Origin of the sequence: Streptomyces sp. NBC_00250, from assembly GCF_036192275.1 — a bacterium.
Classification (GTDB): domain Bacteria; phylum Actinomycetota; class Actinomycetes; order Streptomycetales; family Streptomycetaceae; genus Streptomyces.
In genome coordinates this window covers 6637130-6649276 of record NZ_CP108088.1, presented here as the reverse complement: position 1 = coordinate 6649276, position 12147 = coordinate 6637130, and the positions used below count along the sequence as shown (strand labels likewise).

Annotated in this window: 12 protein-coding genes and 1 riboswitch; of the genes, 7 read left to right on the top strand and 5 right to left on the bottom strand. The window is 73.4% G+C overall.

The genetic code is table 11. The annotated features are described in order from the left end of the window. Positions 1 to 17: 17 nt before the first annotated feature. The 3 genes from OG259_RS30115 to OG259_RS30105 all read left to right on the top strand — a co-directional run bounded on the left by OG259_RS30115 (position 18) and on the right by OG259_RS30105 (position 3049). Positions 18 to 626 (top strand): TetR/AcrR family transcriptional regulator, encoded by a 609-nt coding sequence (locus OG259_RS30115; protein ID WP_328945108.1) that lies wholly within the window; start codon positions 18 to 20, stop codon positions 624 to 626. A gap of 290 nt (positions 627 to 916) precedes the next feature. Continuing rightward, the gene (locus OG259_RS30110; RefSeq protein ID WP_328945107.1) at positions 917 to 1564 is read left to right on the top strand and encodes a DUF4126 domain-containing protein; all 648 of its coding nucleotides are present in this window, start codon (positions 917 to 919) and stop codon (positions 1562 to 1564) included. A 42-nt stretch (positions 1565 to 1606) separates the two neighbouring features. Further along, positions 1607 to 3049: a phytoene desaturase family protein gene (locus OG259_RS30105; RefSeq protein ID WP_328945106.1), complete on the top strand. Its 1443-nt coding sequence runs from the start codon at positions 1607 to 1609 to the stop codon at positions 3047 to 3049. A 42-nt stretch (positions 3050 to 3091) separates the two neighbouring features. On the opposite strand, the gene OG259_RS30100 is transcribed toward OG259_RS30105, so the two are convergent. From OG259_RS30100 to OG259_RS30080, 5 genes are all read right to left on the bottom strand, one after another. Further along, positions 3092 to 3931: a hypothetical protein gene (locus OG259_RS30100; RefSeq protein WP_328945105.1), complete on the bottom strand. Its 840-nt coding sequence runs from the start codon at positions 3929 to 3931 to the stop codon at positions 3092 to 3094. A 54-nt stretch (positions 3932 to 3985) separates the two neighbouring features. Next, the gene (gene metF, locus OG259_RS30095) at positions 3986 to 4903 is read right to left on the bottom strand and encodes a methylenetetrahydrofolate reductase [NAD(P)H] (RefSeq protein ID WP_266890899.1); all 918 of its coding nucleotides are present in this window, start codon (positions 4901 to 4903) and stop codon (positions 3986 to 3988) included. Positions 4904 to 5100: 197 nt separating this feature from the next. Continuing rightward, the gene (gene thiE, locus OG259_RS30090; protein ID WP_328945104.1) at positions 5101 to 5769 is read right to left on the bottom strand and encodes a thiamine phosphate synthase; all 669 of its coding nucleotides are present in this window, start codon (positions 5767 to 5769) and stop codon (positions 5101 to 5103) included. A gap of 101 nt (positions 5770 to 5870) precedes the next feature. Then, positions 5871 to 6236, bottom strand: coding sequence for an Rv2175c family DNA-binding protein (locus OG259_RS30085; protein WP_030219572.1), 366 nt, complete (start codon positions 6234 to 6236; stop codon positions 5871 to 5873). Positions 6237 to 6279: 43 nt separating this feature from the next. Then, the gene (locus OG259_RS30080; RefSeq protein WP_443052148.1) at positions 6280 to 7452 is read right to left on the bottom strand and encodes an NAD(P)/FAD-dependent oxidoreductase; all 1173 of its coding nucleotides are present in this window, start codon (positions 7450 to 7452) and stop codon (positions 6280 to 6282) included. Between the two features lie 133 nt (positions 7453 to 7585). Next, a riboswitch (TPP riboswitch) is annotated at positions 7586 to 7699 on the top strand. Here OG259_RS30080 and thiO point away from each other — a divergent pair. The 4 genes from thiO (at position 7697) to pknB (ending at position 12145) form a co-directional block, all read left to right on the top strand. Beyond that, entirely contained in the window at positions 7697 to 8995 is a 1299-nt protein-coding gene (gene thiO / locus OG259_RS30075; protein WP_328945102.1) for a glycine oxidase ThiO, read from the top strand. Its footprint overlaps the riboswitch before it by 3 nt. Continuing rightward, complete coding sequence (gene thiS, locus OG259_RS30070; protein ID WP_328945101.1) at positions 8992 to 9192, top strand: sulfur carrier protein ThiS; 201 nt, start codon at positions 8992 to 8994, stop codon at positions 9190 to 9192. The genes thiO and thiS overlap by 4 nt, the downstream gene beginning before the upstream one ends. A 5-nt stretch (positions 9193 to 9197) precedes the next feature. Beyond that, the gene (locus OG259_RS30065) at positions 9198 to 9992 is read left to right on the top strand and encodes a thiazole synthase (RefSeq protein WP_328945100.1); all 795 of its coding nucleotides are present in this window, start codon (positions 9198 to 9200) and stop codon (positions 9990 to 9992) included. 248 nt (positions 9993 to 10240) lie between these two features. After that, positions 10241 to 12145: a Stk1 family PASTA domain-containing Ser/Thr kinase gene (gene pknB, locus OG259_RS30060; RefSeq protein ID WP_328945099.1), complete on the top strand. Its 1905-nt coding sequence runs from the start codon at positions 10241 to 10243 to the stop codon at positions 12143 to 12145. Positions 12146 to 12147 lie beyond the last annotated feature (2 nt).

Sequence of the window (12147 nt, the reverse complement as noted above, 5' to 3'; positions counted from 1 at the left end):
CTGTGAGAATCGACCCCATGGACAGCAGCAGCACCCGACGCCAGGCCACGCGCGCGAAGCTCTACGAGGCGGCCGTCACCCTCATCGCGGAGCAGGGCTTCTCCGCGACCACGGTGGACGAGATCGCCGAGCGGGCCGGCGTGGCCAAGGGCACGGTCTACTACAACTTCAAGAGCAAGACCGAGCTCTTCGAGGAGCTGCTGCGCCATGGGGTGTCGCTGCTCACGGCCTCGCTGCGGACGGCGGCCGAGGAGACCGCCAAGCGCGGCGGGAGCCGGGTCGACGCGCTGGACGCGATGATCCGGGCGGGCCTCGTCTTCATCGACCGCTACCCGGCCTTCACCCAGCTGTACGTGGCCGAGCTGTGGCGCACCAACCGGGCGTGGAACTCGACCCTCCTGGTGGTCCGGCAGGAAGCCGTGGCCGTGGTCGAGGGGGTGCTGCGCGAGGCCGTCGCGGCCGGTGAGCTGAGCGAGGAGATCGACGTCCAGCTGACGGCGGCGGCGCTCGTCGGGATGGTGCTCGTGGCGGCGCTGGACTGGCAGGCCTTCCAGAGCGAGCGTTCGCTCGACGACGTGCACGCGGCGCTGTCCCGGCTGCTGCACGGCCGGGTGGGCGGCCGCTGACCACGCGCCCGCGTGGAGGACGCCAAGAGGACGACGAAAGGCCGGTGCGGCGAGGCTCGATCCCCCCGAGCCCCGTCGCACCGGCCTTCCGCCGCACACCCCCGTGACACCCCCGTGCCCCGTAGCGGCAGGCGCGCGGCCCCGGTTCCGCAGCCCCGTGCCGGCGGTGCCCGGAGCCGCGCCCCTTCCGTGGACTCCACTCTTCCGCTCCGGGGGTCCCGCGCCCATCCGCGCACCTACTCATCTCGACCCCTAGGTACGGGTACTCAGTCCTGGTTACGATCGCGGGCGTGTCCGTACTCCCCCTGGTGTTCACCAGCGGCTGGGCGAGCGGGATCAACGCGTACGCGGTGGTCCTGCTGTTCGGCATCTTCGGCGCGACCGGGCTCACCGACGAGGTGCCCGAGTCCTTGCAGCGCACCGATGTCCTCGTCGCCGCCGGCGTGCTCTTCCTCTGTGAGGCGGTGGCGGACAAGATCCCGTACGTCGACTCGATATGGGATTCCGTCCACACGGTGATCCGGCCGATCGCGGGGGCCGTGGTCGGAGCCCTGCTCGCCGGGCAGAACGGTTCGCTGCCGGAGCTTGCGGCGGGCGCGGTGGGCGGTTCGACGGCCCTGCTGAGTCATTTCGTCAAGGCCGGGACGAGGATGGCGGTCAACTCCTCACCGGAGCCGTTCTCCAACGTCGCGCTGAGTCTGGCGGAGGATCTCGGGGTGGCGGCGATCGTCACCTTCGCGATCTTCCATCCGCTGGCGGCGGCGAGCATCGCGGCCGTCCTGCTCGCCCTCGGCCTGGTGATACTGGTCTTCCTCGCCCAGCGGATCCGCCGCTTCCTGCGCCGCAGGTCGCAACGGCGCGAGGAGAGACAGCTCGCCGACGTGGAGGCCCGCACACGGGCCCGGCCGCCGTCCGACGACGGCTCGGAACACTTCTGAGCCCGTTCGGGACTGTCCGAGGCGCCGGATAAAGTCGCTGACATGGCACGGATTGTGGTGATCGGCGCGGGACTCGGCGCCATGGCGGCGGCGGCCCGGCTGGCCGTGGCGGGCCACCGGGTGACGGTGTACGAGCGGGGGGCGACGTACGGCGGCGCGGTCGGCCGGTTCGCGCGCGACGGGTTCGCGTTCGACACGGGCCCCGGGCTGCTGCACCTGCCCGCCGTGTACCGGGACCTGTTCGTGAAGACCGGCAAGGAGCCCCTGGAGGACTGCGTCTCGCTGACGCAGGTCGACCCGGCGAGCCGTCATGTCTTCGCCGACAACGCCCGCGTGGACCTGCCGAACGCGTCCCGGGCCGGCACGGTCGCCGCCCTGGACGCGGCGCTCGGCGCGGGTGCGGGCGAGCGCTGGGGCGACTTCCTGGTGCGGGCCCGCGAGGCCTGGGACCGCACCCGCCGCCCGCTCCTGGAGGAGCCGCAGCCGGCCGACCGTTCGCCGCTGGCCCGTGAGCCGTACCCGGCCCTGAAGGCGGGCCTGTTGCGGCGCCCGACGACGACGCTCGCGCAGATCGGGGCGCGTGAGCTGCGCGACCCCCGGCTCGCCGCCCTCCTCGACGCGTACGCGTGGACGTACGGCTTCGACCCGGCCACCGCCCCGGCCTCGGCCGCCGTCCTGCCGTACATGGAGCAGACCTTCGGCAGCTGGTACGTGGGCGGGGGCCTGCGGGCGCTCGCCGACGCGGTGTACGAGCGGTGCCGGAAGCGGCGGGTCGAGTTCGTCTTCGACGCGGCCGTCGAGGACGTCCTGGAGAAGGACGGCCGGGCGGTGGGTGTCCGGCTGGCCGGGGGCGAGACCGTCGAGGCCGACCAGGTCGTCTCGGGGGCCCCGGTGCCCGCCCTCTACCACGAGCACGTCGTCGAGTGGGGTCACGGCGACGACTGGCCGCTGTACCAGGCCGCCCGGACGAGCCGGGTGACGGTCTGTCTGGCCCTGCGCGGGCCCCGGGAGCCGGAGGCGGTCCACCGCACGGTCGTGCACGCGGACGGCGACCGGCCGACGGTGACGGTCCTGCGCCCGGACGACCCGGCGCTGCGCCCGGACGCGGACCACGAGTCGGTGACGGTCACGGCGACCGTCCACACGTCCCCGGACCGGGACGCGGCCGCGTGGGAGGCCTTCGCCGGGCGGATGGTCGAGGCGGCCGGGCGCGCGGTCCCGGGGCTCCGGGAGCGGCTGTTGTGGCAGCACGTCCGCACCCCGGAGGACGTACGGCGGGACACGGGCACCGCCGAGGTGCCGGGTCCGGCGCTCGCGGGGGCCGGCGGGCACCTGCTTCCGGCCGACAACCGGTCCCCGCTGCCGGGCCTCTGGTTCGCGGGCGGCTGGTCCCACCCGGGCGGCGGGCTCGCCCACGCGGGCATGTCGGGCGCGCTGGTGGCGGGATTCATCGTGGAGGGCGCGGACTTCCGCGGCTCCCGGTAGACGCGTGGGGCCCCGCCGAACTCGGCGGGGCCCCACGGTCATTCAGTACCGGTACTGCTGCTGGTCGTCCGGGTGCGGCTCGTAGCCGTACTGGCCCGGTCCCTGCTGCTGCGGCTGGGGCGCCTGATCGGTGTCGCGCTGCTGCGGGACCCAGACCCCGCCGGGCGGCGTGTCGTAGCTGTACGAGGGGGCGTACGGGTCGCCGTAGTAGGAGCCGTACTGCTGGCCGTCCGTACCCGGGCCGATGTACGGGTCGGAGTAGGCGGCGTACTGCTGCTGCCCGGCGGCCTGACCGTAGTCGTAGGCCGGCTGCTGCTGCTCGTACGCGGGCGCGTAGGGGTCGTACCCCGTCTGGTAACCCGTGTCATAGCCGGTGCCGGGGGTCTGGGAGGCACCCTGGCCCGTGTCCTGGCCCAGGTTGTAGACCCCGTACTGGCCGGTGTCCTCGGGCATCGGCAGGGGCTCGTAGACCGCGGTGGTCTCGGCGGCGGACGGAGCGTCGGCCCCCTCCGGCCCGTCCTGCACCGAGTACGGGGCGTCCTCGGCCTCGTACGAGAGCTCGGTGACCTCCAGCGTGGGTCCGGCCTGCACCGGAGCACCCGACCTGCGGCGCCGGCTCGCGCCCGGGCTGCCGCCGATCGCCCAGCCGGTGGAGAAGCCACGGCGGAAGGAGAGCGTCACATAGGTCTGGCCGACGGCGAAGGCGACCGCCCCGGCGATGATCACCGCCACCGAGGGCAGCAGTACGCCGAAGACCACGCCGAGGAAGCCGCAGAAGGCGAGAACCCGCCAGCGCAGTCGTGCCTTGTACTGGAGGAGCACCTCCCCCAGCAGCCACAGCGCGACCACGCCGAACGCGATGTAGAGGACCGTCCACCCCATGCCCCGCCGCCCCTCTCCACGGTCACCGCCGCGGGTCGGGGCGGGTACGACCGGTCACGACTGCTGGTGCAGTCCGAGATTCTCGTAGATCTCGAGCGTCGCGGTGGAACTGTTCAGCGTGATGAAGTGCAGTCCGGGGACACCCTCGGAGAGCAGCCGCGCGCAGAACTCCGTCGCGAACTCGATACCGATGGAGCGTACAGCGGTGGGATCGTCCTTGACGGCGAGGATGCGCTCTTTCACGTCCGCGGGGAAGTGCGCGTTGCTCAGCTGGGGCAGTCGGCCGAGGGTCTTCACGTTCACGACGGGCATGACCTCGGGGATGATCGGGGTCTCGCAGCCGGCCTTGGCCACGCTGTCCCGCAGCCGCAGATAGTTCTCCGGGTCGAAGAACATCTGGGTGATCGCGTAGTCGGCACCGGCGCGGCACTTGTCCACGAAGTGCCGGATGTCCTTGTCCCAGTCGGTGGAGCGGGGGTGCATCTCGGGGAAGGCGGCGACGCCCACGCAGAAGTCGCCCGATTCCTTGATCAGCCGGACGAGGTCGGCGGCGTACTTGACGCCCTCGGGGTGTTCGACCCACTCCCCCAGCGGGTCGCCCGCCGGGTCGCCGCGCAGCGCGAGCATGTTGCGGATGCCGGCGTCGGCGTACTGGCCGAGGATGTTGCGCAGCTCGGCGACCGAGTGGTCGACGGCCGTGAGGTGCGCGACCGGGGTGAGCGTGGTGTCGGAGGCGATCTTCTGGGTCGCCTTGACGGTGCCGCCGCGGGTGGTGCCGCCGGCGCCGTAGGTCACGGAGACGAAGCTCGGCCCGACCGCCTCGACGCGGCGCATCGCGTTCCAGAGGCCCTGCTCGCCCTTCTCGGTCCGGGGCGCGAAGAACTCGAAGGAGTACGACGTGCCGCCGGAGGCGAGGATCTCGCGGACCGTGCGGGCGCGGTCCGAACGGACGGAAGCGGTTCCAAGGGCCATACCGGCAGGTTAGACGGGGCGCGGGGAGCGGCGTAAACGGTGTCCGCTGAATGGACACCTTTTCGGACAGGCGCCCGGGTGGATCGTTGGAGGATCCGCCGGGAGGACCGCCGGACGAGCCACCGGACGCCTCAGGGCCCCGGCGGAGAGGCCGGAACCCCCGGGCGGGCACCTCGCAGGGCCCGCCGGGCGGGCCCTCAGATTCCCTGGATCCCCGCGCGCTCCCGGACCCGCTTGGCGAGGGCGGCCGTCGCGGCGGCCGGGTCGTCGGCCTCGGTGATCGCCCGGACGACGACGATCCGGCGCGCGCCCGCGTCCAGGACCTCGTCCAGATTCGTCTCGTCGATGCCGCCGATGGCGAACCACGGGCGGTCCTGGGCCAGGCCGGCCGTGTACCGCACGAGGTCGAGACCCGGCGCGTACCGTCCGGGCTTGGTGGGGGTGGGCCAGCAGGGCCCGGTGCAGAAGTAGTCCACGCCCGGTTCGACGGCGGCCGCGGCCGCCTCGGTCTCGGCGTGGCAGGAGCGGCCGATCAGTACGTCGTCGGAGCCGCCGAGGATCGCGCGGGCGGCGGGCACGGGCAGGTCGCCCTGGCCCAGGTGCAGCACGTCGGATCCGATGGCGTGGGCGACGTCGGCCCGGTCGTTCACCGCGAGGAGCTTGCCGTGCCGGCGGGCGGCCTCGGCGAAGACGGCGAGGTGCTCCAACTCCTCACCGGCCTCCATGCCCTTGTCGCGGAGCTGCACGATGTCCACGCCGGAGGAGAGCACGGCGTCGAGGAAGACGGGCAGGTCGCCCTGGCGCTTCCGGGCGTCGGTGCACAGGTAGAGCCGGGCGTCGGCGAGCCGCTCACGAGGCGTGGGCATGGGTGGGTTCCCCCCGTCGGTGTCGCCGGTGCCACGGCGGCCGGCCCGTGGGGGCCGGTCGCCGTGGCACCCGCTGGTGGTGTCTTCGGTGCGTGCGGGCGTCAGAGGGCGAGCGCCTGGGCGCGGCGCTTCACCTCCGTGCCGCGATTCTCGTTGAGCGCCTGCGCGGGCGTGCCCGGCAGGCTCTCGTCCGGAGTGAACAGCCACTCCAGCATCTCTTCGTCGGTGAAGCCGTCGTCCCGCAGCACGGTCAGGAGCCCGACGAGGCCCTTGACGATCTTGTCGCCCTGGATGAAGGCGGCGGGGATCTGCAGGGCGTTGTTCTCTCCACGGCGCACGGCGATGAGCTGACCTTCCTTGATCAGCTGCCGCACGCGCGTCACCTCGACATCGAGCATCTCCGCGATGTCGGGCACATAGAGCCAGGCGGGGACGAGCGCATCGATCTTTACGTCAATCTCGGTCACAGGACAAGCCTGCCATCCCGGACTGACAGCCGGTAGTCGGGCCCTACCGGACTGCGGCCTTCAGGGGTACGGAGGGGTCCGCCGCGCGCGTGGGGTCGAGGGCGGTGGCCGTCTCGATGAGCTTGCGGCCCTGGGCCAGATCCCGGGGACGGCCGACGGCGAGGAGGGCGACCGGCACCCCGGCGCGCAGCCACAGCACGGACCAGGCCTCCTCCGCCGGGTCGCCGCGCCAGAGCAGTTCGTCCGCGTCCGCGTGGTGACCGGCGTACTGGACGAAGCGGCCGAACTGCTCGGACCAGAAGTACGGAACGGGGTCGTACGGTCCGGAGTCCGCCCCGGTGATGGCTCCGGCGACCGTGCGGGGGCCCTGCAGCGCGTTGTCCCAGTGGTGGACGAGGAGGCGCCGCCCGTAGCGGGCGGAGGGGAAGGAGGCGCAGTCCCCGACGGCGTACACATCGGGCAGGCTGGTGCGCAGCCGCTCGTCGGCGGTGACGGCGCCGCTCGGGTCGAGGGCGATACCGGAGCCGGCGAGCCAGTCGGTGGCGGGGCGGGCGCCGATGCCGACGACGACGGCGTCGGCGGGCAGCTCGCGGCCGTCGGCGAGGACGACGCGGCCCGGTGCGCCGGGCTCGACGGTGCGGACGCGCGCGTCGGTGAGGAGTTCGGCACCGTTCTCGCCGAACCACTCGGCCATGGGGGCGGTGACCTCGGCGGGCAGGGCTCCGGCGAGGGGGCGGTCGGCGGCCTCGACGACGGTGACGGCGCAGCCGGCGGCGCGCGCGGCGGTGGCGAACTCGGCGCCGATCCAGCCGGCGCCGACGACCACGACGCTGTGGCGGCGCTCCAGGACGGGCCCGAGGCGTACGGCGTCGTCGAGGGTGCGCAGCAGATGGACTCCGGGGACGCCCTCGGTGCCGGGCAGGGTGACCGGCTGGGCGCCGGTGGCGACGACCAGGGTGTCGTATCCGACAGGCCCGGCCTCGGTGTCGATCTCGTGGTCGGCGGCGCGCAGTCCGGTGACGTCCAGGCCGAGGCGGAGCTCGACGCCGAGCTCCTCGAAGTCGACGTCGAAGGCGGAGTCCTCGGCCTTGCCGAGGAGGACGGCCTTGGAGAGCGGGGGCCGGTCGTAGGGCTGGTGGGGCTCGGCCCCGATGAGGGTCACGGGGCCGGTGAAGCCCTGTTCGCGCAGGGCGACGGCGGTCTGTACGCCCGCCATCCCGGCGCCGACGATCACGACGTGCTGCTGTGCCTGCTTCTGCTCGCTCACCCGACCACCTTACGCATCTGACGGACCGTCAGGAAGGGAGGGGTCTACGGCCCCCCGGACGCGGAAGCTAGGGTGTCGGGCGTAAAGCACTCGCGGGAGCCCGGACGCACCGGGCTGAGAGGGAGGCTGGGACGGCCTCCGACCGTACGAACCTGATCCGGGTCATGCCGGCGAAGGGAGGGGCTGGACGCCCATGCGTTCTTCCGATGTCCATGTGTCCGAAACCGACGCGTCCGATACCGATGTACCCGATGTCCGTGAGGCCGACGTCCTCGGGACGGATGCCGATCGGGCCGACGTCCGCAGGACCGACGCCGGTCGGGCCGATGTCCGTCGGGCCGATGTCCTCGTCGTCGGGGGCGGCATCATCGGTCTGGTCACGGCCTGGCGGGCCGCGCGGCGCGGACTGCGCACCGCCGTGGTCGACCCGGACCCGGGCGGCGGCGCCGCGCGGGTAGCGGCCGGGATGCTCGCCGCCGTCACCGAACTCCACTACGGCGAGGAGACCCTCCTCGGGCTCAACCTCGCCTCCGCCCGGCGCTATCCCGACTTCGTCGCCGAACTCGCCGAGGCCACCGGCCTCGACGTCGGCTACCGCGCCTGCGGCACCCTCGCCGTCGCCCTCGACGCCGACGACCGGGCCCATCTGCGCGAGCTGCACGCCCTGCAGACCCGCTGCGGACTCACCTCGGAGTGGCTCAGCGGCCGCGAGTGCCGCCGCCTCGAACCGATGCTGGCCCCGGGCGTGCGCGGCGGACTCCGGGTGGACGGCGACCACCAGGTCGACCCGCGCCGGCTCGCCGCCGCGCTCCTCGTCGCCTGCGAACGCGCCGGGGTGGTCTTCCACCGCGCCCTCGCGCAGAACCTGACGGTGGTACGGGACCGGGCGCGCGGTGTCGTGCTCGCCGGGGGCGAGGAACTGACGGCCGACCAGGTCGTCCTCGCCGCGGGCAGCCTGAGCGGGCGCCTCGCGGGCGTACCGGACGAGGTCCTGCCGCCGGTGCGACCGGTGAAGGGCCAGGTACTGCGCCTGCGGGTACCGCCCCCGTACGCTCCCTTCCTCTCCCGGACCGTCCGGGCCGTCGTCCGCGGCAGCCACGTCTACCTGGTGCCCCGCGAGAACGGCGAACTCGTCGTCGGCGCCACCAGCGAGGAACTGGGCTGGGACACCACGGTCACGGCGGGCGGGGTGTACGAGCTGCTGCGCGACGCCCACGAACTCGTCCCCGGGCTCACCGAACTGCCGCTCACCGAGACCCTCGCGGGCCTGCGCCCCGCGTCCCCCGACAACGCGCCGATGCTCGGCCCCACCGCCCTGCCCGGCCTGCACCTCGCCACCGGCCACTACCGCAACGGGGTCCTGCTCACCCCCGTCACCGGCGACGTCATGGCCGAGGTGCTCACCACCGGCGTCCTCCCCGACGAGGCCCGCCCCTTCACCCCCCGCCGTTTTTCCAGTACTCCTCCCGTACGTCAGGAGCAGCCCGTATGAACGTGTCCGTGAACGGAGAACCGCGCGTGCTCTCCGGCCCCCTCTCCCTCGACGCCCTCGTCACCACCCTGACGACGGCCCACTCCGGGGTCGCCGCCGCCCTCAACGAGACGGTCGTACCGCGCGGCGAATGGGAGACGACGCTCCTCGGCGAGGGCGACCGGGTGGAAGTCCTCACCGCGGTCCAGGGAGGCTGAGCGCGATGTCCGACGACGTGTTCACCCTCGGGGGTACGGAGTTCTCCTCGCGCCTCATCATGGGCACCGGCGGGGCGCCCAGCCTCGACGTCCTGGAGCGCTCGCTGGTCGCCAGCGGTACGGAGCTGACGACGGTCGCGATGCGCCGCCTGGATCCGACCGTCCAGGGCTCGGTCCTCTCCGTCCTGGAGCGGCTCGGCATCCGGGTCCTGCCGAACACGGCGGGCTGCTACACGGCGGGCGAGGCCGTCCTCACGGCCCGCCTGGCCCGCGAGGCACTCGGCACCGACTGGATCAAGCTGGAGGTCGTCGCCGACGAGCGGACCCTGCTGCCGGACGGGGAGGAACTCCTCGAAGCGGCCGAGACGCTGGTCGACGACGGCTTCACCGTCCTCCCCTACACCAACGACGACCCGGTCCTCGCACGCAAGCTGGAGGACGTCGGCTGCGCGGCGATCATGCCGCTCGGCTCCCCCATCGGCTCGGGGCTCGGCATCCGCAACCCGCACAACTTCCAGCTGATCACGGAGCGGGCGGGGGTGCCGGTGATCCTCGACGCGGGCGCGGGCACGGCGTCCGACGCGGCGCTCGCGATGGAGCTGGGGTGCGCGGCGGTGATGCTCGCCTCGGCGGTGACCCGCGCGCAGGAGCCGGTCCTGATGGCCTCGGCGATGCGGCACGCGGTGGAGGCGGGGCGCCTGGCCCACCGGGCGGGTCGCATCCCCCGCCGCCACTTCGCGGAGGCGTCGTCGCCGACGACGGGCCGCGCGGCCTTGGACCCGGAACGACCGGCCTTCTGACCCGCACGCGGACCGACGCCCCGCGCGTGGGCCCCCACCCACCCCGCCGTGGATCTCCGTTCCGCCGGGCCGACTCCCACCCCCGCCCCGAGCGGGGGCAGCGTGCGGCACACACGGCGGCGGGCCCGGCTCGTACGGCGGGTGCGTGGGGTCGAGGCCCGGTTCGGGCGTGCGGTGCTCGTCACAGGTGCGTCGCAGTCGTGGGCGCCCGGCCAAGGCCCCGCCCGCCCCCTCGTAGACTCGACGCCGTGGACACGACCCTTCAGGACCCCCTCGTCGGGCGGCTGCTCGACGGCCGCTACCGCGTCGACGCGCGCATCGCCGTCGGCGGGATGGCCACGGTCTACCGGGCCGTCGACACCCGCCTCGACCGCGTCCTCGCGCTCAAGGTGATGCACCCCGCCCTCGCCACGGACGCCGCCTTCGTCGAGCGCTTCATCCGCGAGGCGAAGTCCGTCGCCCGGCTCTCCCACCCGAATGTCGTCGGCGTCTTCGACCAGGGCGCCGAGGGCGCGTACGTCTATCTGGCGATGGAGTACGTCGCCGGCTGCACCCTCCGCGACGTCCTGCGCGAGCGCGGCGCCCTCGCGCCCCGGGCCGCGCTCGACATCCTGGAGCCGGTGCTCGCCGCGCTCGGCGCCGCGCACCGGGCCGGGTTCGTGCACCGGGACATGAAGCCGGAGAACGTCCTGATAGGGGACGACGGCCGGGTGAAGGTCGCCGACTTCGGTCTCGTACGGGCCGTGGGCTCGGCGACGGCCACCACCGGTTCGGTCCTCGGCACCGTCTCGTACCTGGCGCCGGAGCAGATCGAGCACGGCACCGCCGACACCCGCGCCGATGTGTACGCGTGCGGTGTCGTCCTGTACGAGATGCTGACCGGCGGCAAGCCGCACTCGGGCGACACCCCCGCCCAGGTGCTCTACCAGCACCTCAGCACGGACGTGCCCGCCCCCTCGGCGACCGTTCCCGGGCTCGCCCTGGAGCTGGACGAGCTGGTCGCGGCGGCCACGGCCCGTAACCCCGAGGTCCGCCCGTACGACGCCGTCGCCCTGCTCGCCCTCCTCCGGGAGGCCCGCGCCGCGCTCGGCGACGAGCAGCTGGACGCCGTACCCCCGCAGGCGCGGTCCGAGGTCCGGGACACCACGGACGACCGGACCAGCGTGATCGCCCGGCCCGTACCGGCCGAGACCGACGCGCACCAGGTGCTGCACACGAACCGGCTTCCGGCCCCTGAGCCGCCCGCGCCCGGCCGTCGTCGCCGGCCCCCGCGCGGCCCGCTGCTCCTCGTCCTCGGCGTTCTGCTCGCCCTCGGCCTGGGCACCGGCGTCTGGTACATCAATTCCGGCCAGTTCACCCGGGTCCCCGCCGTGCTCGGTCAGACGGAGACCGAGGCGACCGAGCGGATCACCGACGCCGGTCTTGAGGTCGGCACGACGAAGCGCGCGTTCAGCGACGTGTACGAGCGCGGCACCGTCATGGCCGTCGACCCGGCGCCCGGCGAGCGTCTTCGGGACAACGGCACGGTCACCCTGACCCTGTCCCGGGGCCCCGAGATCGTGAAGGTGCCCAACCTCAAGAACAAGCCACTCGCCGAGGCCAAGCGGGCCCTGGCGAAGGAGGGCCTGGTGGCCGGGGTGATCACCAGTGCGTTCAGCGACTCGGTCGCCCAGGGCGCGGTGATCAGTACGGACCCCGAGCCCGGCACCGAGCGCGCCCCCGACTCGGCCATCGCCCTGGTGGTCAGCAAGGGCTCCCCGATCGACGTCCCCGATGTCACCGGCGAGACCGTGGCCGATGCCACGGCCCTGCTCCAGGACGAGGGGCTCAAGGTGGTCGTCGCCCCGGAGCGGATCAACTCGCCCGAGGACGCCGGATCCGTCGCCGCCCAGTCCCTCGCCGAGGGCAGCCGGGCCGCCGAGGGCGACACCATCACCCTCACCGTCTCCAAGGGCCCCCGGCTCGTCGAGGTCCCGGACGTCACCGGCGAGTCGGTCGACGACGCCCGTACGGCCCTGGAGGACGAGGGCTTCGAGGTGGAGATCAAGAAGTCCTTCCCCTACCTGGGCAACACGGTCGCGAGCCAGTCCGTGGAGGGCGGCTCCACCGCGCCCGAGGGCTCCGTCGTCACCATCACGATCAAGGGACTGTAGAA

Bases quoted from the DNA above. Each gene is read 5' to 3' on its own strand.
- OG259_RS30115 (WP_328945108.1), top strand. From the start codon at position 18: ATGGACAGCAGCAGCACCCGACGCCAGGCCACGCGCGCGAAGCTCTAC.
- OG259_RS30105 (WP_328945106.1), top strand. From the start codon at position 1,607: ATGGCACGGATTGTGGTGATCGGCGCGGGACTCGGCGCCATGGCGGCG.
- OG259_RS30100 (WP_328945105.1), bottom strand. From the start codon at position 3,931: ATGGGGTGGACGGTCCTCTACATCGCGTTCGGCGTGGTCGCGCTGTGG.
- metF (WP_266890899.1), bottom strand. From the start codon at position 4,903: ATGGCCCTTGGAACCGCTTCCGTCCGTTCGGACCGCGCCCGCACGGTC.
- thiE (WP_328945104.1), bottom strand. From the start codon at position 5,769: ATGCCCACGCCTCGTGAGCGGCTCGCCGACGCCCGGCTCTACCTGTGC.
- OG259_RS30080 (WP_443052148.1), bottom strand. From the start codon at position 7,452: ATGGCGGGCGTACAGACCGCCGTCGCCCTGCGCGAACAGGGCTTCACC.
- thiO (WP_328945102.1), top strand. From the start codon at position 7,697: ATGCGTTCTTCCGATGTCCATGTGTCCGAAACCGACGCGTCCGATACC.
- thiS (WP_328945101.1), top strand. From the start codon at position 8,992: ATGAACGTGTCCGTGAACGGAGAACCGCGCGTGCTCTCCGGCCCCCTC.
- OG259_RS30065 (WP_328945100.1), top strand. From the start codon at position 9,198: ATGTCCGACGACGTGTTCACCCTCGGGGGTACGGAGTTCTCCTCGCGC.